The organism is Streptomyces sp. WG7 (assembly GCF_049975785.1).
Lineage (GTDB): Bacteria > Actinomycetota > Actinomycetes > Streptomycetales > Streptomycetaceae > Streptomyces.
In genome coordinates this window covers 24,041-43,051 of sequence record NZ_JBNGGE010000022.1, presented here as the reverse complement: position 1 = coordinate 43,051, position 19,011 = coordinate 24,041, and the positions used below count along the sequence as shown (strand labels likewise).

The window sequence follows — 19,011 nt, the reverse complement described above, 5'->3', positions numbered from 1 at the left end:
TTCGGGCAGCGGGAACCACCGGATCAAAGTCGCCTCCGCCGACGGCACCGACGCCCAGTTGTGGGCGGTGGAGAAGACGGACGACGGCTACTACCGGCTGCTCAACAAGGCCCACGGGAGCGCCCTGCAGTCGACGTTCGACGTCTACAACGGATCCGCCGACGCCCGGCAGGCCGCCGGCACTTCCGCCTCGTTCGTCAACGACCAGCAGTCGTGGGCACTGGTGCCCGGGTGATCAGGTGAGCCCGGAGCGTCGAAACACAGCCGCGCGCCGTTCACCGGTTCCGGCGAGCCGACGTCCGGCCCGGCCGCCCGGGCAGCCGGCGCGTGCTCCGCCGCCCCGACGAGTACTCGACGGGGCTGACTCCGCAAAGGGCAGCCGACCGAACGCATAGGGGGCACCCCCCGAGGGAGAGGAACAGCTCGAGCCGGGCGCGCAGCTTCTCCACCAGCCGGCGACCGTCTCCGACGGGTGCAACGTGCGTTCTGTGTGGGCCGGAGGTCACCGGTGAGACCGGTGGCGCCGCCTACCAGGGCCAGTGGCCGGTGTCCGGCCCACTGCCGTCCGCCTGACAACGGTGTTTCGGTCAGCGGACCGCACGCTGGCGGTCCGGGTGTCTCGAAGGCACAGTGCGAAGCATGACCGACCAAGCAACGATCGACGCGCTCGTGCGGCGCGTCGAAGTCCTTGAAGCGGAGGCGGACATCCGCCGCCTTCAGGCCCGTTACATGTTCCTCTGCGATACTCCTTGCCCCGAGTTCGGCGTGGAGAACGACAAGCAGCGCATCGAGCTCATCCTGGACCTCTACTCCGAGGACGCCATCTGGGAGGGTGTCGGGGAGTACTACGACAATCAGTTCGGTCGGTGTGTGGGCAAGGACCAGCTTCGCGCCCACTTCAGCAACTTCTGGCCGGAGCGGCAGGATCCGAAGCTGATGATGAACGCGCACTGGCTGACATCGGAGCAGATCCACGTGCACGGTGACGAGGCCGACGGTCAATGGATCCACTTCCAGCCTTGGCTCTTCTCCAACGGTAAGGCCCTCGTCCGGGCCAGCCGACTGAACAATGCCTTCCGCAGAACCGACGGCGAGTGGAAGATCACTCGCACGCGCACGGAGAACGTGGCGATCGTCGACCTGCCCGACTTCTTCGCCAGCAGCTACCCTTCGAAGTCAGTGCTCCTCAAGGCTCCGGGCACCAATCACACCAACGAGCACGCTCGGGACGCCGGCCGACCGAGAACCTCCTGATACCGAGGGTGCCGGGAGCTTCCCGCTGTCACACGTGGCAGCCGAATCCGCTGGGCAACTGGGTCAGCAGTTCTTCCTCGCGGGCCGGGTCCGCAGACCGATCATCGCGGTCGGGGTAGTGCCGGACCTGGTCCCGCCACAGTGCGAGACCGCGGAGCGGAATACACGGTTCATGATCCGCTCGTGTGCGTCCCGCGCGGAGAAGGCGACCACGGCCCGGGGCCTCCGCACGTCTCGCACCTCCAGCGGCATGATCTCCCGGCACAGCCGGCACAGGGCGGTCAGGCCGCCCACGTCGCCGATGGGCTCCCGGGCGTGGTGGAAGGCTGTGCGGAGCAGCTCGCCCTTGTTGTGGAAGCAACGTGCCGGCGACCGGGCGAGAGGGCCGTATCGGTCGGTCAGGGCGGTTCCAGCGATCTTGGGTCTGTGTCCGTAGAACATCGGTCGCGTGTGACGGCGCACCCCGCAGTCGTCGCCGGGTGCCCGAAGGGGCACCCACCGTGGCAGCCGGCTCGTTGAGGTGCAGACGCACAGCGGGCGCGCCCGGCCGTAGGCCACAGGTGCATGACTGACCGCCGTTGCGTGCACGCCGGCGGCCGGGTCCGTGTCGCGGGAGCCGTGTGCATGCTGTGGCGACTGTCCATGCACTCGACGGCGGACCGGACGGCCACGACCGCGTCAGGGTCTGACTCAGTCCCGTCCCGACTGTGTCGATACGGGCATCGGACAACGAGGAGACCTTGATGGACCATCGTCACGAGCACCTGTACATCGGCGGGGCCTGGGTGCGGCCGGCCACCGACCGCCTCATCACGCCGGTCAACCCCAGCACCGAGGAGCCCCTGGGTTCTGTACCGGAGGCGGTGGAGGCCGACGTGGACGCCGCGGTGCGCGCGGCCCGCGAGGCGTTCGACGCGCCCGGCGGATGGGCGGCCTGGGAACCCGGGCGGCGGGCCGATGTGATGGAGCGGTTCGCGGCAGAGTTGGATGCCCGGGCGGAGTCCATCGCCTCGGCCGTGAGCAGCCAGAACGGCATGCCGATCGGCACCGCCCGGCAGCTGGAGGCGGGGTACCCCAGCGCGGTCCTGCGCTACTACGCCTCTCTGACCCGCACCATGGAGTTCACCGAGACGCGCCCCGGGCTGCTCGGCGGTCAGGTGGAAGTACGCCGCGTCCCCGTGGGAGTGGTCGCCGCCATCGTCCCCTGGAACTATCCGCAGGTGCTGTCGACGTTCAAGATCGCCCCCGCCATGGCCGCCGGCTGCACGGTTGTGCTGAAGCCGTCCCCCGAGGCGGTGCTCGATTCCTTCGTCGTGGCCGAAGCGGCCGAGGCGGCGGGCGTGCCGGCCGGTGTGCTCAACATCGTGCCGGGCGGCCGGGATGCGGGTGCCCACCTGGTGTCCCACCCCGGTGTCGACAAGGTGGCGTTCACCGGTTCGACGCCGGCCGGCCGGGCCATCGGCGAGGTGTGCGGGCGGCTGCTCAGGCCGGTGACCCTGGAACTGGGCGGCAAGTCCGCCGGCATCGTGCTCGACGACGCCGTGCTGGACCCCACCGTCATAGGCGAGGATCTGGTGCGGGCCACCTTCACCAACAACGGGCAGACCTGCTTCCTCAGTACGCGCATCCTGGCGCCCCGTAGCCGGTACACGGAGGTGGTGGACCTCGTCACTGGCCTCGCCCGGTCCCTGCCGGTCGGTGACGCCCTGGACGAGCGGACGCTGATCGGCCCTCTCGTCACGTCGGGGCAGCGTGACCGGGTGGAGGGATACATTGCGAAGGGGCGTGCCGAGGGTGCGCGGCTGACGACGGGCGGCGGCCGGCCCGCCGGGCTGGACCGGGGTTGGTTCGTGGAGCCCACGGTCTTCGCCGACGTGGACAACGCCTCGGTGCTCGCGCAGGAGGAGGTCTTCGGACCGGTGCTGTGCGTGCTGCCGTACGACGACGTCGACGATGCCGTCAGGATCGCCAACGACTCGGACTACGGCCTGGGCGGGACGGTGTGGACGGCGGACCCGGAACGCGGTGCGGCGGTCGCCCGGCGGGTGCGCACCGGCACCATCGGGGTCAACCGCTATCTGCCCGACCCGGTGGGGCCCTTCGGCGGCATGAAGGCCAGCGGGCTTGGGCGGGAGTTGGGTCCCGACGGTCTGCACGGGTATCTGCAGGCACAGTCCCTGTATCTGTGAGCATCCACAACGGGCGAAGGGGCCCCGGCCGTCGAACGGCCGGGGCCCCTTCTTCGAGGGTTGGGGTCGCACACACCCCGCAGGGACCGCACACATCTCCCTGCCCCCTGGGGGGGGTCAGCGCATGAAGAGACCCCCGTTGGCGTCCCAGCACGCGCCGGTGACGGCGTCGGCGTGCTCGGCCGCCAGCAGGACGACCATGTCCGCGATGAACTCGGGCCGGCCGAGCCGACCGACCGGGATCATCGCCTCGGTCTGGGCCAGCTTCTGCGGATCGACGGTCCGCCGCACCACCGGCAGGTCCTGCGGCCCCGGGGAGACGGCGTTCACCGTCACGCCGCGCGGGCCGAGATCGCGGGCGAAGACCTTGGTCAGGGTGGCCACACCGCCCTTGGCCGCCGCGTAGTGCGCGCCCGTCGCCGTGCCGCCGTTCTGTCCGGCCAGCGAGGCGATGTTGACGATGCGTCCGTCGCCGCGCTCCGCGAAGTACGCGCCGAAGACCTGGCAGCCGTAGAACGTGCCGTTGAGGTTGGTGTCGACCACCGCAGTGAAGCTCTCCGGGGTGATGCCCATCAGCGACTCGATCTTCGAGTGGCCCGCGTTGTTCACCAGGACGTGGACGGCACCCCACCGCGTCACCAGATCGTCGAGCGCGCGGCTGAAGGCGTCCTTGTCCCGCACGTCCAGAACCAGGCCGACGGCACTCTCGCCCGTCGGGTCGAGTTCGGCGGCGGCCTTGGCGGCGGCGTCGGCGTCCAGGTCGGTCAGGGCGACGCGGTAGTCCTGGGCATGCAGCCGGGCGGCGATGCAGCCGCCGAGGCCGCCGGCCGCGCCGGTCACCAGGGCGACCCGACGGGCACCCTCGGGGGTGTGCGGGCTCACCGGGTCACGTCCGGCAGCGGACGGCCGACGCGGGCCTCGATCTTCATGTACCGCCACAGGCCGTACTCACCGACCTGGACGGTACGGAACAGGTTGCAGACCGCTGCGACCGTCGCCTGGTCGGCGACGTCCGCAAGCACGTAACAGGTCCAGGGCCAGCCGTCCGACGGGCCGACCATGTGCTGGTCGTCGTCGATGGTGCCGAGGACGTCGACGCCGGGCAGCTCGTGCAGCTGCTTGAGCATGTCCACGGTGCCGGCCCAGACGTCCTTGTGCTGCCCCGTCGGCAGGTCGAAGAAGTTCTGGTTGACACCGATGCAGAACAGGACGCGCAGCGGGGTGTCGGAGGAGGTCACGGGTGGTGCCTTTCGTCGGGGTGGGTGCGGACGGGGTCAGAGGTAGCCGGGGAACGGCTGGGTGCCCATCAGGACGGCACCGGCGCCGTCGTACATACCTTCCTGGAGGAAGGCGTGCTGCGGCACAACGGAGGCGTCCCGCAGATAGCGCTGCATGGGGCTGCCATCGTTGATGGCCCGGATGCCGGCCAGCTGGTAGGCGGACCGCACCACCTCGAAGGAGGTCTTCGCGAGGTGCGCGGAGGCCAGCCGCAGCAGACTGGCCTGCTGCGCGGTGGCCGCGTCACCGCGTTCCACGGTCTCCCACACCTCTTCGGTGATGTCGTAGAAGAAGGCGCGCACCGATCGCAGCTCGGCCTCGGCTCGGCCCACGCTGATGCGGTAGGAGGCGCGGTCGGCGGCGACGGGCCCGCCGGTGTAACTGGCCCGTCCGCCTTCGGCGATGACCTGGTCCAGGGCCGCGCGGGCCACTCCGGCGCCGACGACGGCCAGGACCTGGGCGGCGTAGGGAACGGCGGGGTATCGGTAGAGCGGTTCGTCGACGGTGGGTTCCCCGCCGCGGACGAAGGTCCACTCCTCCGGTACGACCTGGCCGTCGACGACCAGGTCATGGCTGCCGGTGCCGCGCATGCCGATGACGTCCCAGTTGTCGACGATGTCGACCTGACCCGGGCGGAGCAGGGCCGTCCTTGGAGGGCCGCTCCGGTCCCCTTCCACCTTGACGCCGACACCGAGAAGGTCGGCGCCCTTGGAACCACTGGCGAACTTCCAGCGACCGGCGATCCTGAGTCCGCCGTCGACACGCTCCGCGGGCTGGACGGGGAACAGGCCGCCCGCGAAGGCGATGTCGGGACCGTCCGCGTACAACTCGGCCTGGGTGTCCAGCGGAAGCGCCGCGAGGTAGACGAGGGAGGACCCGAAGCTGGCGACCCAGCCCGCCGAGCCGTCGACCACGGAGATCCGCTCGATCAGCCGCAGGAACCGGGCCGGCGGCAGCGGCTCGCCCCCGAAACGCCGAGGCGCGCCGGCCCGGTAGATACCGGCCTTCTTGAACTCGGCGATGACGTCCCGGGGTACGTGCCGCTTCTCTTCGAATTCCTGCCGCCGTTTCGCGACCAGGTCGAGGACGTGCTCGAAATACTGCGTCCGCGTGTGCTCTTCGACTGTGCCGGACGGCGAAGATGTATCCAGCGTTTGCGTCATGAAATGATCCTCTGGCAACGGCCGGGAGATGTCCGATATCGCTTCGTCATCGAAACTATTCCGGTGCGCTGCTCATCGGCAATTGGGGATCCGACGGCACGTGTAGGGGTTTTCCCTTACGGCGCAGCGGCAGCCGGAAACGGAAGACGGTGCCGCGCGGTTCGTTGGCGCCCGCCTCGATCTCGCCGCCGTGCCGGGTGATGATGCGGTGGCTGAGGGCGAGGCCGATACCGTGGCCGTCGCCCTTGGAGCTGAACGCGCCGTCGAAGATCCGCCCGGCCCGCTGGGCGGGGAGCCCCTGGCCGGTGTCCCGTACCTCGACCTCGGCGTGTCCGCCGCGCCGGTGGGTCGCCACCACCACGGTCCGCTGCCCTTCGGGTGAGCGGGCCATCTCCTCGATGGCGTTGAAGGCAAGGTTCATCACGACCTGGCCGATGAGCACCTTCTCGCACCGCACGGGAAGTTCCTCGGCGGAGTGCTCCCAGCGCACGGTCACCGACTGCTGGCGGGCGCGGACGTCCACGAAGTAGGCGCAGTCGGTGACGATGTCGTCGAGGTCGGCCCACTGTTTGGACTCCTCCAGGCGTACGACGTACTCGCGCAGGCTGCGCAGGATCAGCGCGGCCCGGTCCAGTTGCCGGGTGGCGTTCTCCAGCCCCCAGCGCAGGTGCTCGGGGTCCGGGTCGTCGGCGAGGCGGCCGCCGACGCCGGCCACGAAGTTGTGCGCGGCGGAGATCGGCTGGCTGACCTCGTGCGCGATGGCCATGGCCATGTCGCCCATGGCGTTGTAGCGGGCCAGGTGGTTGAGGTACTGGGCGTCGCGGCGGTGTTCCTCCTCGGTGCGCACCAGGGTGGTGATGTCGTGGAAGAGCAGCAGTGTGCCGCACAGGTCGTTCTCGACGTGGATGTACTGGCAGCGGGCGGCGAACCAGCGGTCCGGGCCGCCGTCGCCGTCCGGCACGGCCAGTCGGTAACGGGTGTCGGTGACCCGGCCGCCGCGGGCGGTCGAGGTCAGCGCGTCACGCAGCAGACGGGTGGAGTCCGGGGCCAGGAAGTCGGTGAAGTCGGTGCCGACGAGTGCGTCGAGTCCGCGACCGAGGAGGGTTCCGGCGGCGGCTCCGGCGTACAGGACCCGGCCGTCGCCGTCGAGGACGACGATGCCGGCGTCGAGGCTGCGCAGGAACGCCTGGAGCCGTCCCTCGGTACGGAACAGGTCCCTGCGGGTGGCCTTCTCCTCGGCGATGTCCCGGAACTGCACCATGACGACCGGGCCCCGGGCGAGGTCCACGTGGACGGCTCTGGCCTCGCTGAGGATGTCCGTTCCGTCCTTGGCGCGGTAGCACCACTCGATGGTGCTGCTGCCCTCGTCGACGGCGCGTTGCAGCCAGGCGCGGCCTTTCGCGCGGGCATAGGGCCGGGCGTGGGAACTCATGTGGGGAGCCTTCAGCGGGCGCAGTTCCTCGAGCGTGAAGCCGAGCGCGGCGCAAGCGGCCGGGTTCGCCCACAGGATGTCCTTGGTACGCGCGTCGTGCACCAGGACGCAGTGTTCCAGCGCCGCGAACAGCGCGACCAGGTCCGAGTCGGTGAAGCCGGACGGCGTGCGGGCAGGTGCGAACACCCGGCATCACACCCGGGACTGGTCGAGGCCGCAGCGCATCATGTCGCCGATGAGCGCGCCCAGGGTGTCGGCGCCGGTCTTCTCCCGGATGCGCGCCCGGTGGGCGTCGACCGTCTTCAGGCTGATCCCCAGCCGCTTGGCGATGGTCCTGCTGGGCACGCCGCCGATCACATGGCGCAGGGTGTCGCGCTCGCGGGGGCTGAGCGCGGCGAGCCGGTCCTCGACCGCCCGGCGGGCCGCGCGCCGCGCGTACCGTTCACCGGCTGTGTGCAGGCCGGCCTGCACCACGTCGAGCATGCGCTGCGGGTCGTAGGGTTTCTCCAGGAAGTCGACGGCCCCCTGCTGCAACGCCCGCACCGACATGGGTATGTCGCCGTGGGCCGAGACGAAGACCACGGGCAGCACCGCGTCCTCGGCGTTGAGCAGTTCCTGCACGCGGAAGCCGCCGGTACCCGGCATGCGGACGTCCAGGACCAGGCAGGCGGGGCGGTCCGGGTCGTAGGCCGCGAGGAAGGCATCGGCGTCCGTGAAGCACTGGGTGCGGATGTGCACCGACTCCAGGAGCCAGGCCAGGGACAGGCACAGTTCGTGGTCGTCGTCGAGGACGTAGACGAGGTCGGCCGCGCCGGCGGGCGAGGTTCCCTGGCGATGGGGCTGGGAGAGCGAAGTGACGGTCATCGTTCCTCGTTTCCGAACAGGCCGTGTCCGACTGCCACCCCACCCTCCCGGGCGGCGGCGCGACGCGGTGGTGCCGCAGACGTTAGGTCGGCTCGCCCGGGCGGCGTTCGCCGACGGGTGCACGGGAAATCGCCAACCTGTGCACCGCGCGCATACGCGTCGCCGCCTTCAGGCGGACGCCGGCACGTCCGCCGGGTCCCCGGGGACACCGTCCACCGCGTCGTCGGGCGGTCCGCTCGGCCGCAGCCGGCCCAGCACCACTCCCCCGGCGAAGACCCCGACCACCGTCAGCTCCAGCACGAGGGCCACCGCGGGGGAGGCGGAGATCAGCGTGGTGAAGTTGTAGAGGGCCAGGGACGTCGCGCCGAGCAGCAGGGCGATGGAGACGAGCGGCGCGATCAGGGTGTTCCACCGCCTGCGGTCCAGTCCCGTACGGCGGAAGAAGACGATGACCGAGAGGGATGTGAGCAGGTACAGCAGCATCAGAGCCAGTACGCTGACGCCGCCGCCCCAGGTGAGTAGGGTCAGGACGGGATCGGCGCCTGAGAGGGCGAACGGCACGGTCAGCAGCAGCGCGAGGACGCTCTGCAGCAGTCCGGCCGCGTAGGGCGCTCCCTGGCGGTTGGTCCGGGACAGCCGGCGGGGCAGGACGCCGGCGCCGCCCAGGGAGTGGAAGTAGCGGTTGATGCCGTTGTGGAAGGCCAGCACACCGGCGAGCAGCGAGGTGGCCAGCAGTATCTGCATGGTGTCGGTGGCCCAGGAGCCCAGGGTCTGGGTGACGGGAGTGAGGACCACCGCGGTCGCGTCCCCGGTGCGCAGTGCCTCCAGCGCGACCGCCCCCACCCGGTCGGCGCCGTAGAAGCTGACGATCATCCAGGACACGAAGGCGAAGAAGACCGAGATCAGTCCCACCGCCAGATAGGTCGCGCGCGGTACGGTCCGTGCCGGGTCGCGGGCTTCGCGGGCGTACAGGGCGGTGGACTCGAAGCCGAGCACGCAGCCGATGGCGAAGGTCAGGGCCACGCCGGGGGCCCCGCTGAAGAAGGACGAGGGGGTGAAGGAGCCGGCGAGGTCGAGCCCTCGGGGGCCGCCGCCGGACAGCAGTTCCCAGCAGGCGAAGACGAGGAGGAGCGAGGTCTCGGCGACGACCAGGACCGCCAGCAGCTTCGCTCCGAACTCGATGTCGAGGATGCCGAATCCCTGGACCAGGCAGATGGTGGCGACGGTCCAGAACCACCAGGGCAGATCGAGCCCGGTGTACCGCTCGACGATTCCCTGGACGACGACTCCGTACAGGCCGTACAGGGCGGCCTGGGTGGCGCTGTAGCAGAGCACCGCCACCTGGGAGGCCCCCGCGCCGAGGGGCCGGCCCAGTCCGCGGGTCACGTAGGCGTAGAAGGCGCCGGCGTCGGTCACGTGCCGGCTCATGGCGATGAACCCGACCGAGAAGAACGCGATCATGGCGCCGACCAGCAGGTAGGCGCCGGGGGCCCCGCCTCCGTTGCCGAGGCCCAACGGGACGGGGAGGGTACCGGCGACGCCGGTGAGCGGCGCTTGCGCGGACAGGACGAAGAAGACCATGCCGGCCACCCCCACGGCGCCTTGGCGCAGGTGGGTCCGGTGCGGCGGGCTCGACGAGGGCTGCTGGGTCAAGAGGACTCCTCGGGTGGGGCGGCGGCGGTCGTGCGGTGCCGAAGGAGGCGGCACGGCGGGAGCGCTCGGCGCCCCGGTGAGGAGTACTGTGCGCGCGCCCGGTTCCGTCGAGGTGGCATCAGGTGCACTCCGTGCCGCCATCGCATGCACGGGTACCGAGCAGCTGCCGCCGCCGCGGTCCGCTCACCGGGCCGACTCTTTACGCGCCGTGTCCCGGGGTGAAACATTGCGGATCAGGCCGGTGACAGGAGGCGGGTCACCGTCTTCGAGCAGACATCCCGCAGGTGGAGCGCGCTATGACGTCCTTGGTGACCACCGAGACCATCCTCCGTGCGGAGCGGTTCGAGCACTGGGCGCACGAGATGTCCCAGGTGTTCGGCGGCCTCGACAGCCGCCCGGTCGACCGGTCCCCCTTCCACGGCGTGGCCGTCAGCGGCTCGGTGGGCTCGCTCCGGCTCGCCTCGATCGAGGCGGGGCCGCTCTCCGTGCGCCCCTCGGCGCGCCGGACGGCTATGGAGGAGCGGGACTGCTACAAGGTGGCGCTCCAGGTTTCGGGGACCTGTGTGGTCGAGCAGGACGGCACCGGTGACACGCTCACGCCGGGCGACATCGCCGTCTGCGACACCTCCCGCCCCTACGCCTTCACCTACGGTTCCGAATTCCGCACCGTTCTGATGCTGTTGCCGCGCCCCCTGCTTCCGGTGCGCCCGGAGGCGATACGCGGTATCACGGCGCGACGGCTCACCTCGGAGGGCGGCGTCGGCGCGGTCGTGGGGCCCTTCCTGCAGTCGCTCGGCGCGCAGAGGCGGGCGTGCTCCGGACCGGCCGCGCCGAGCCTCATGGACGGTGCCGTGTCCCTGGTGACGGCACTGGTGTCGGAGAAACTGGCCGAGACGTCTCCACCGGCTCCGCACGAGGCGATGATGACGCGCATCCGCGGCTACATCGAGGCCCGGCTGCCGAACCCCGGCCTGACACCGGACGCGATCGCGGAGGCCCACGGCATCTCCCGGCGCTACCTGTTCAAACTCTTCGCCGCCGAGGGCCTCACCGTCGCCGGGTGGATCAGGACCCGCCGACTGGAGCGCTGCGCCCGGGAACTGGCCAGTCCGGTGTCGGCCGAGCACCCGATCAGCATGGTCGCCGCCCGCTGGGGCCTGCTCGACGGCCGGCACTTCAGCCGGGTGTTCAAGTCGGTGTACGGCGAGACGCCCCGGGACTTCCGGCGGCGCGCACTGGCCGAGCACACCCTGGGCCGCTGACCCCGGGCGGGAGGTGCGGCGGTCGGCCGTTCAGATGTCGATGCGGTGCAGCAGGACGTCCCTGACCAGGGTGCCCATGTTCTCGGCGCCCGTCTTGGCCTTGATCCGCGCTCGGTGGACGTCGACGGTCTTCACGCTGGTCCCCAGCCGCTGCGCGATCGTCTGGCTCGGGTGACCGTCCACGACCAGCCGGAGCACCTCTCGTTCCCGCGGCGTCAGGTGTTCCAGCCGCTCCTGGACCTGCCGGTGACCGGCGTGGCGGGTGAACGCCTCCTCCGCGGCCCGCATCTGGGTCTGGACGATCTCCAGCATCCGCTGCGGCTCGTAGGGCTTCTCCAGGAAGTCCACGGCGCCGCCCCGCATCGCCCGGACCGATATGGGGATGTCGCCGTGTGCGGAGCAGAAGACGACGGGGGCGGGGTAGTCGCGCCGGACCAGTTCCTCCTGCAGCTGGAAGCCGCTCAGGCCGGGCATGCGGACGTCGACGATGACGACGGCGGGCTCGTCCGGGTCGAACTCCTCCAGGAAGCTGGCCGCCGTCGGGTAGGTGAGCGCGACTATCTCCACGCTCTGCAGCAGGAAGATCAGCGACTGCCGTACGTCCTCGTCGTCGTCGATGACGTGGACCACGGGAGCGTTGCCGGTTTCCGTCACGGTGTGTCCCCTCGTGGGGTGGAGCATCAGGGCGGGTCAGCCGGCGGCCATCACCCGGTACCCGGAGTCGCTCCACGGCTCTGCGGCTCCGCGGTGCAGGCCCCGGCCGATGTCGGCGGCGGTGGCCCACAGGACCCGGATCAGGCGTTTCTCGTCCCGCCGCGCCACGGGCACGGTCGCGGAGACGGCCGCGATCAGGTGATCGCCGCCGGGGTACACGACCGGGACGGCGAAGGTCTTGAAGCCCGGTACGCACCGTTCGCGTTCCTCCGCCCAGCGTCGGGTGCGGATCTGGTGGAACTCGGCGCGCAGCGCGGCGGCGCCGGTCGGTCCGGGAACCGGGCCGGACGCGTCCAGGACGGCCCCTTCGTCTTCGCCGTGTGCGAGGAACAGCCGCCCCGAGGCCGTCAGCAGGCTGGGCATCCGGCTCCCGACCACCGAGACGAGGGCCGCCTCCCTGCGGCCGGCGAGGCGCTCCAGGTAGACGCAGTCGGTGCCCTGCGGAACAGCGAGGTGGATCACCGCCCGGGTGACCGCCCTCAGATCCATGAGGACCGGCCGCGCCACGGTGCGCAGGCCGGCCGGGCCGGGGACGAGCTGGCCCAGTTCGAAGATGCGCCAGCCGAGTTGGTACCCCCTGGCAGTCCGGGCCAGGAGACCGAGCTGGACGAGTTCGCCGCCGATCCGGTGCACGGTGGCCTTGGGAACTCCCGACCGGCGGCTCAGCTCGGTCAGTCCCAGACAGGTCGCACCGGACGAGAACGCCCCCAGCAGGAGATGGGCTTTGCCGAGAACGGAACCGGCGTACAGATCGGGAGTCGAGGTCCCGAATACAGGAGTCTCCGTCTCCGGGCCTTCGAGGTCTGCCTGTGCCGTCACGCGCATACCGCGTCCCTTTGCTGTTTTCCATGTGGACACCGGTAATTGTTGAAGCCTCTTGTTTCTGTTGGCAACCCCCCGAATCGGGACAGTGCAAACCGCGTACCGTGCTACGCCTGTGATTTTCTGAGAACCGAGGCCTTTCATCAAGGAGACCGGTCCGCTGGACGGACCCGTGCGCGACGGTCCGCCGCGTGACCTTCTTGACGATTTCCCTGCTCCCGACGACCTGGGTGGCGGCTCATCGAGGTGTTCCTCCCTCCCAGGCCGCGCTCAGCAGTGCGGTGACACGGGCCGCGGTGAGCGGGGCGGGGTTGGCGGCGGGAACCGCGGCGAGGACAGGCTCCACGGCCCGGAGGACGCCGTCCCGCGGCATGCCCAGGTCCCGCAAGGACGCCGGAGCGCCCAGCCGCGCACACAGATGGCCGAGCCCCTCGGTGGCGGTGGCCGCGTCGAGCGCCCCCGCGATCCTCCTCTCGGCCTGCGGGGCGTGGGGGGCGTTGAGGGCCAGCACATGGGGCAGAACGACGGCGTGGGTGGCGGCGTGCGGGAGGTCGAACATGCCCCCCAGCACATGACAGATCTTGTGGTGCAGTCCGGAACCGGCAGAGGCGAAGGCGACCGCGGCGAGGTAGGCACCGTACAGCGTCTGTTCGTGTCCGTGCTGTCGTTCCGGGTGGGCGCACACCTCGAGCAGGCCGTCGCGCAGGGCCCGGATACCCTCGCCGGCGAGCGCGCGGTCGATGGGATCGGCACGGGGTCCCCACATCGCGTCGATACCGTGGGCCAGGGCGTTGAGTCCGCTGGCCGCCACCAACCTGCCCGGCAGGGTGAGCAGCAAGGAAGCGTCGTACACCACGGTGGCGGGCAATGCCCGCGAGTCCGTGCCGGTGGTCTTCTCCGTACCCTCGCTCAGGCCCCAGACGTCCGTCGCCTCGGAACCCGCGTAGGTGGTCGGCACGGCGACGACCGGGAGCCCACTGGTCAGGGCGACGGCCTTCGCCAGCCCGGTGGCGGCGCCGCCACCGACGCACAGCAGGAGGTCGGCGTCGCAGGTCCGCGCGGCCTCACGGGCTCGCTCGGCCACCGCGACGGGCACGTGTCTGACGACCTCACGGTGGATGTGCGCCACGCCGAGGCCGTGGGAGAGCGCGTCGGCGAGGGCGGCGGACGACGGCGAGACGATGATCATGACGCGCCGCGCGCCGAGCCGGGTCACCTCCTCGGTGACCGCGCGTACCGCCTCTCCGGGGGCGAAGACGACGCGCTGGGCCAGGGTCCGGTGTGCGAATCTCATACGACGCACCCTGCCGGGGCCGGGGCCGCCGAGCACCACCGGGGTCCGGTACGCGGACCGTTCGGTGCGGCGGGAACGACTGGTGCGGAGGGCATCCGGCGTCCTCAGCCCAGTCTCTCCTCCATCCAGACGCTCAGGGCCAGCAGTTCGCCCTCCCCGCGGGCCGGGCCGATCGCCTGGACGCCGAGCGGCAGCCCTGCCTCGTCCCGCAGGCCGGGGATCGTCACCACGGGAAGGCCGAGGGCCTGCCAGGCCCTGCTGAGGGCAGGGTCACCGGTCGCCTCCGTGCCCGCCGGGGCGGCGCCCGGCGCGGCGGGGCCCACGACGGCGTCGTAGGACGTGAACAGAGCGTCGACACGGGCGCGGGCGTCGGACACGACACTGCGTGCGGCGAGACAGTCGGCGTCGGGCGTGGCGGCGCCGGTGCGCAGCAGCCGGGCCAGCGGCTCGCTCAGCCGGTCGGCGAGGGCCAGCTCCGCGGCACGCTCCCGGGCTGCCTCGTACGCCATCACCACGGGGTGTGCCGAGGTGACGTCGGCGACGAGTTGCTCCTCGGGGAAGTCGTCCACGACCGCCCCGGCGGCGGTCAGCCGCTCGCGCAGCAGGCCGAGGGCCTGGCCCATGCCGTCCTCGACCACCCCGAGGGGCGCCGCGGTCCACCACAGGACGCGTGGCGGCCGGGCGGACGGGGCGGCGGGCCTGCCGCCGGTCAGGGCGGCCCAGGCCACGGCGAGGTCGCGGGCGCCGGCGGCGTACACCCCGTGGCTGTCCAGGCTGGGGCTGAGGCCGACGACACCGTCGACGGGGAAGCGCCCGTGCGTCATGACCAGGGAGGCGACACCGCAGTAGGCCGCGGGGCGGGTGACCGATCCGGCGGTCTGGGTGCCGATGGCCAGCGGCACCTGGCCGGAGGCCACGGCGGCGGCCGAACCGCTCGACGACCCGCCCGGGGTGTGCCCAAGGGCTGCGGGGTTCCTCGTGGGGCCCGGTGCGAAGAAGGCGAACTCCGTGGTCACGGTCTTGCCGACCGGCATCGCGCCGGCGGTCCGCCAGGCCCGTACGATCGGCGCGTCGGCCCGCGCGGTCGGCGCGTCGGCCCGGAGCGCCGAGCCGCACCGGGTGGGCAGTCCGGCCACGTCGATGATGTCCTTGACCCCCAGCGGTACTCCGCCCAGCACGCCGAGCGCCGCACTCGCGTCCGGCGACGGGTGCCGCTCGACCCACGCGGCCAGCTCCGGTTCGGTCTCCGCGATGCGCGAGCGGGCCCGGTCGAGGGCCGCGGCCGGGGACGTGGCGCCGGTGGCGAGGTCCCTGACCAGGTCCCGCAGGGGCCAGGGTGCGTACAGACCGCTCATGACTGCGCCCACGCCGCGTCGGCCTCCCAGTAGTCCATGCCGGCGGGACTGACCGCGTGGCGCCACTCCGAGGTGCGGCGCAGGGTGGGCTCCACCTCGCGCGTGGCCTGGTCGGCCGCCCGGGGCCCGTCGGCGTCCACGGTCCAGTGCACCCAGTTCAGTTCCCGGCCGTCGGCGTCGCGGGTGAAGAGGTCGACGTGCCGCCAGCCGTAGCCGAAGGTGTCGTTGTAACAGGTCAGGGTCATCCGGGGCGTGTCACTCACGTCGGGTGCTCCGCCTCTCAGGCCGTCAGCGACGTCGGGATGGGATGGAACCTGCGACGGAAGTACACCAGCCCGCCGTCGCAGTCCTCGCCGACGATCACCTGGGCCGCCTCGACGAACATGACGGTGTGCGAGCCGCGTTCCGCCGTGCCCGTAATGCGGCCGAGGACCGACGCCGCCGACCCGCGCAGCACCGGAGCGCTGTGGGAGTGGTCCCAGACGCTCTTGGTGACGGTGAACCTCTCCTCGGCGGGCACACGGCCGGCGAACGCCATCGCCACGTCCTCGTGTTCGGGACCGAGCACGTTGATGCAGACGTCCCGGTTCTCCCGGAAGATGTCATGGCTGCGGCTGGAGCGGTTGACGCACACCAGCATGGTGGGGGGCGCGTCCGTGACGGAGCAGACAGCACTCACGGTGATTCCCGCTCGGCCGCCGGGGCCGTCGGTGGTGACGATGTTGACGCCTGCGGAGAGATTCGACATCGCCTCGCGGAACATCCGCTGTGTCGGCGTCAGTTGGGTGAGGTTCTCAGCCACTGTTCCTCCTGCCGGGACCTGGGCACCCGGGCGAACCCCGAGTAGGTCGACCGTAGAGCGCCGCGCGTGGTCGGCGGTATCGAGAGTTCCTCCGTCCTCACTGAGGATTTCCCCTACACCGCAGGGGCGATGGGGAACGCGAAGCCGAATAGGGAACCGCCTTCGGGCCGCGGCTCGCTCCAGATCCGGCCGCGCTGGCGGGTGATGATCCGATGGCTGAGGGCCAGACCGATACCGCTGCCGCGCTCCTTGCCGGTGAAGGACTCGGTGAACGGGTCCCGGCGCAGCCCGCGCCCTCGGTCGGCCACCGTGAGCACGCCTTCTCGCGCGCCGCCGTCCCCGTCCGCCGCGGTGGTGATGAGCAGACGGCGGACGGATCTGTCGCACTCCGCCAGTTCCTCGATTGCGTTGAAGCACAGGTTGAGCACCACCTGTCCGGTCAAAACGCGTTCGCACCGCACCAGGACCGGCTCCGGGGACAGGCGCAGTTCGAGTCCGACGCCGGCGGGGTCCGCCCGCAGCCGGACGAACGGCAGGCATTCGCGGACGATCTCGTTGAGGTCGACGACCTGCTGGACGTGTTCGAGGTTTCCGACGAACGCCCTCAGGGTGCTGACGATGGCCGCCGCCCGGTCGATCTGCCGGCCCGCTCCGTCCAGGCCGAACAGCAGCTGCCCCTCCGCTTCGCGGCCGGACGTGGTGGTGTCGACGTGAGTCCGTGCGCCGGCCAGGAAGTTGCGTGCGGCGGCGAGGGGCTGTCCGAGTTCGTGGGCGATGGCCATCGCCATGTCACCCATCGCGTTGTACCGCGCGAGGTAGTCCTCCCGGCGCTGCTCCAGCTCGCGCAGCGCCTCGTCCCGCACGCGGTCGGACACGTCGTGCAGGATCAACAGGTAGACGTCGGCGGGCTGCTGGGGCAGGCGCTCGGCACTCCCCTCCAGCCAGGCAGACCGCCCGTGCGTCTGCTCCGTCTCCAGCCGCACGGGCAGGATCGGATCGGCGCCCCGCACCACGTCGCCCCAGGACGCGCGGGTCGCACCGAGGTGGATGGTGGCGAGGGACGTCAGTGCGTGCCGGCCCGGTGCCAGGGGGCGACCGCTCAGGCCGAGATACCCGAGCGCGGTGTCCGTGGCCGAGAGGATGACACCGGCGGCGTCCACCATGAACGCGACGGTCGAGGTGTGCCGGGTCAGTGTCTCCACGTAGGACGCGGCCAGCCGCTGCTCGGTGTCCGTGCGGTGCTCACGTTCGATGTCCCGGTACTGCACCATCACGGCGGGGCCGCGGGTCAGTTCCACCCGGACCGCGAACGCGTCGGTGGGGATGATCCGGCCCGATCTCGACCTCAGGCGCCACTCGACCCGGCCGGCACCGTGGTCGATCGCGTCCTGGAGCAGGGCCCGCGCCACGACCCGGTCGTACTGCTGAGCCGCGCTGCTGATGTGGTTGGCGCGCAGCGTGACGATCTCGCCCAGGCCGAAGCCCAGCATCGCGCAGGCGGCCGGGTTGGCCCAGAGGATCTCCTTGGTCCGCGCGTCGTGCAGCAGGACACAGGTGTCGGAGGCGTTCATCATCGCGACGAAGTCGGTGTCGGCCGGCCCGGGCGTCCGCGTGTCGACGGTCATGGGCGCCAGCGTAGGCCGACCGCGTGCGCGGCCGCATCGGCAGCTTCCGGCGTCCCCCTGAAGAAATCCCCTACGCCCAGCGAGGCCATTCCCAATTGGCCGGGTTCCCGGGCTTGCCTAGCGTCTTGTGCACCGACCGACGAAGGAGCGACGTGACGAAGCCACAGAGGCCTGCCGCGGTGGCCGCGGTGACGTGGGAGTCGGCGCTCGACGAACTGGCGCGGCGCCGCGGCGAGTTCCACGCCCAGGGTTACGTCCCACGTGACTTCATCGACCAGCTGATCGCACTCGGCGTCTACCGGGCGGCGACCCCTCGGCGCTTCGGCGGCGAACCGATGTCCCCCGCGGACTTCGTCCAGGTCGTCGAGCGGGTCGCCAGGGTCGACGGTTCGGCCGGCTGGGTCGTCGCCTTCGCCTCGGCGCTCACCTATCTGGGAGCACTGCCGCTGGACACGCAGGCCGAGATCTACCGGGACGGCCCCGACGTGGTGTACGCGGGCGGGCTGTTCCCGCTGCAGGCCGCGGAGCCGACCGAGCGCGGGTATCTGATCGACGGCCGCTGGAAGTTCGCCAGTGGCTGCATGGCCGCCGACTGGATCAGCGTGGGCATCCCCGGCGACGACGACAGCGGTCTGCCCCGGGCCGCGGTGCTGCGCCGGGACCAGGTGGAGATCGTGCAGGAGTGGGACGTCACCGGCATGCGGGGCTCCGGTTCGTTCGACGTGGTCGTCGACCGGGTGGAGGTGCCACGCGAGTGGACGTTCGTACGCGGCGGTCCGCAGAACGTCGACGAACCGCTGTTCCGCTATCCGCTCATCGGTTACCAGGCCCAGGTCCACTCGGCCGTCGCTCTGGGAGTCGCGCGGGCCGCGCTGGACCTCGTGCGGGAGGCCGGTGCCCGCACCGGCATCACCGGCGCTCCCCCGCTCGCCGCACGTGCCTACTACCGCACCACCTTCGCCAAGGCGTACGCCGCTGTGCACTCCGCGCGGGCCTTCTTCCTCGATGCCGCCGAGGAGGTCTGGCAGACCGTGCTGGCGGGTGACGTACCCGGCCCGGAGCAACTCGCCCGCATCCGGCTGTCCTCGGCGAACGTCGCCGACGTCTGCGCACAGGTCGTACACGACCTCTGCTCGATCTCGGGATCCGGGATCATCAGCAACCACCACCCCCTGCAGCTGCTGCACCAGGACGCACACGTTCCGCAGTTGCACGCGACCCTCGGCCAGGCCATGTACGACGGCGCCGGCGCTGTGCTCATGGGCCGGCCCTCGACCGTCCCGGGCTTCCTGTGAGCCGCACGG

Annotated in this window: 19 protein-coding genes and 1 pseudogene; 5 read left to right on the top strand and 15 right to left on the bottom strand. The window is 71.2% G+C overall.

What is annotated here, in order from left to right:
• Nucleotides 1-22 precede the first annotated feature (22 nt).
• On the top strand, nt 23-235 hold the full coding sequence (locus ACP4J0_RS21895; protein WP_426600389.1) for an RICIN domain-containing protein: 213 nt from the start codon (nt 23-25) through the stop codon (nt 233-235).
• Nucleotides 236-401: 166 nt separating this feature from the next.
• On the opposite strand, the pseudogene ACP4J0_RS21890 reads toward ACP4J0_RS21895, so the two are convergent.
• Nucleotides 402-561: pseudogene (locus ACP4J0_RS21890) on the bottom strand (tyrosine--tRNA ligase); the annotation flags it as partial.
• A gap of 78 nt (nt 562-639) precedes the next feature.
• Between ACP4J0_RS21890 and ACP4J0_RS21885 the strand changes: the two are divergent.
• Nucleotides 640-1,254 carry a nuclear transport factor 2 family protein gene (locus ACP4J0_RS21885; protein WP_365930384.1) on the top strand — a complete coding sequence of 205 codons (615 nt, stop codon included), beginning with the start codon at nt 640-642 and terminating at the stop codon, nt 1,252-1,254.
• A 63-nt stretch (nt 1,255-1,317) separates the two neighbouring features.
• Here the strand turns inward: ACP4J0_RS21885 and ACP4J0_RS21880 are convergent, their stop codons facing one another.
• Nucleotides 1,318-1,695, bottom strand: coding sequence for a hypothetical protein (locus ACP4J0_RS21880; protein ID WP_426600352.1), 378 nt, complete (start codon nt 1,693-1,695; stop codon nt 1,318-1,320).
• 302 nt (nt 1,696-1,997) lie between these two features.
• Here ACP4J0_RS21880 and ACP4J0_RS21875 point away from each other — a divergent pair, with 302 nt between their 5' ends.
• A complete protein-coding gene (locus ACP4J0_RS21875; protein WP_426600351.1) occupies nt 1,998-3,443 on the top strand; it encodes an aldehyde dehydrogenase in 1,446 nt (481 codons plus the stop codon).
• Between the two features lie 117 nt (nt 3,444-3,560).
• Here ACP4J0_RS21875 and ACP4J0_RS21870 read toward each other — a convergent pair whose 3' ends face one another.
• From ACP4J0_RS21870 to ACP4J0_RS21845, 6 genes are all read right to left on the bottom strand, one after another.
• Nucleotides 3,561-4,325: an SDR family NAD(P)-dependent oxidoreductase gene (locus ACP4J0_RS21870; RefSeq protein WP_426600350.1), complete on the bottom strand. Its 765-nt coding sequence runs from the start codon at nt 4,323-4,325 to the stop codon at nt 3,561-3,563.
• Nucleotides 4,322-4,681 carry a hypothetical protein gene (locus ACP4J0_RS21865; RefSeq protein WP_426600349.1) on the bottom strand — a complete coding sequence of 120 codons (360 nt, stop codon included), beginning with the start codon at nt 4,679-4,681 and terminating at the stop codon, nt 4,322-4,324. Before ACP4J0_RS21865 ends, ACP4J0_RS21870 begins: the two co-directional genes overlap by 4 nt.
• 36 nt (nt 4,682-4,717) lie before the next feature.
• Complete coding sequence (locus tag ACP4J0_RS21860; protein WP_426600348.1) at nt 4,718-5,884, bottom strand: acyl-CoA dehydrogenase family protein; 1,167 nt, start codon at nt 5,882-5,884, stop codon at nt 4,718-4,720.
• Between the two features lie 55 nt (nt 5,885-5,939).
• Nucleotides 5,940-7,502, bottom strand: a complete 1,563-nt coding sequence (locus ACP4J0_RS21855; protein WP_426600347.1) for an ATP-binding protein — start codon at nt 7,500-7,502, stop codon at nt 5,940-5,942.
• A gap of 6 nt (nt 7,503-7,508) precedes the next feature.
• Nucleotides 7,509-8,180 carry a response regulator transcription factor gene (locus ACP4J0_RS21850; protein ID WP_426600346.1) on the bottom strand — a complete coding sequence of 224 codons (672 nt, stop codon included), beginning with the start codon at nt 8,178-8,180 and terminating at the stop codon, nt 7,509-7,511.
• A 168-nt stretch (nt 8,181-8,348) separates the two neighbouring features.
• Nucleotides 8,349-9,833: an APC family permease gene (locus ACP4J0_RS21845; RefSeq protein WP_426600345.1), complete on the bottom strand. Its 1,485-nt coding sequence runs from the start codon at nt 9,831-9,833 to the stop codon at nt 8,349-8,351.
• A gap of 296 nt (nt 9,834-10,129) precedes the next feature.
• On the opposite strand from ACP4J0_RS21845, the gene ACP4J0_RS21840 reads away from it, so the two are divergent.
• Nucleotides 10,130-11,095, top strand: a complete 966-nt coding sequence (locus tag ACP4J0_RS21840; protein WP_426600344.1) for a helix-turn-helix domain-containing protein — start codon at nt 10,130-10,132, stop codon at nt 11,093-11,095.
• Between the two features lie 30 nt (nt 11,096-11,125).
• Here the strand turns inward: ACP4J0_RS21840 and ACP4J0_RS21835 are convergent, their stop codons facing one another.
• The 7 genes from ACP4J0_RS21835 to ACP4J0_RS21805 form a co-directional block, all read right to left on the bottom strand.
• Nucleotides 11,126-11,749: a response regulator transcription factor gene (locus tag ACP4J0_RS21835; RefSeq protein WP_426600343.1), complete on the bottom strand. Its 624-nt coding sequence runs from the start codon at nt 11,747-11,749 to the stop codon at nt 11,126-11,128.
• 36 nt (nt 11,750-11,785) lie between these two features.
• Nucleotides 11,786-12,628 carry an IclR family transcriptional regulator gene (locus ACP4J0_RS21830; protein ID WP_426600342.1) on the bottom strand — a complete coding sequence of 281 codons (843 nt, stop codon included), beginning with the start codon at nt 12,626-12,628 and terminating at the stop codon, nt 11,786-11,788.
• A gap of 241 nt (nt 12,629-12,869) precedes the next feature.
• Complete coding sequence (locus tag ACP4J0_RS21825) at nt 12,870-13,925, bottom strand: maleylacetate reductase (protein WP_426600341.1); 1,056 nt, start codon at nt 13,923-13,925, stop codon at nt 12,870-12,872.
• A 104-nt stretch (nt 13,926-14,029) separates the two neighbouring features.
• Nucleotides 14,030-15,292, bottom strand: a complete 1,263-nt coding sequence (locus ACP4J0_RS21820; RefSeq protein ID WP_426600340.1) for an amidase — start codon at nt 15,290-15,292, stop codon at nt 14,030-14,032.
• The gene (locus ACP4J0_RS21815) at nt 15,277-15,543 is read right to left on the bottom strand and encodes a hypothetical protein (protein ID WP_403190865.1); all 267 of its coding nucleotides are present in this window, start codon (nt 15,541-15,543) and stop codon (nt 15,277-15,279) included. The genes ACP4J0_RS21820 and ACP4J0_RS21815 overlap by 16 nt, the downstream gene beginning before the upstream one ends.
• Nucleotides 15,544-15,560: 17 nt before the next feature.
• On the bottom strand, nt 15,561-16,082 hold the full coding sequence (locus ACP4J0_RS21810) for a flavin reductase (protein WP_403190868.1): 522 nt from the start codon (nt 16,080-16,082) through the stop codon (nt 15,561-15,563).
• A 113-nt stretch (nt 16,083-16,195) separates the two neighbouring features.
• Nucleotides 16,196-17,707, bottom strand: a complete 1,512-nt coding sequence (locus tag ACP4J0_RS21805; protein ID WP_426600338.1) for an ATP-binding protein — start codon at nt 17,705-17,707, stop codon at nt 16,196-16,198.
• Nucleotides 17,708-17,859: 152 nt separating this feature from the next.
• Between ACP4J0_RS21805 and ACP4J0_RS21800 the strand changes: the two genes are divergently transcribed.
• Entirely contained in the window at nt 17,860-19,002 is a 1,143-nt protein-coding gene (locus ACP4J0_RS21800) for an acyl-CoA dehydrogenase family protein (RefSeq protein WP_426600337.1), read from the top strand.
• Nucleotides 19,003-19,011 lie beyond the last annotated feature (9 nt).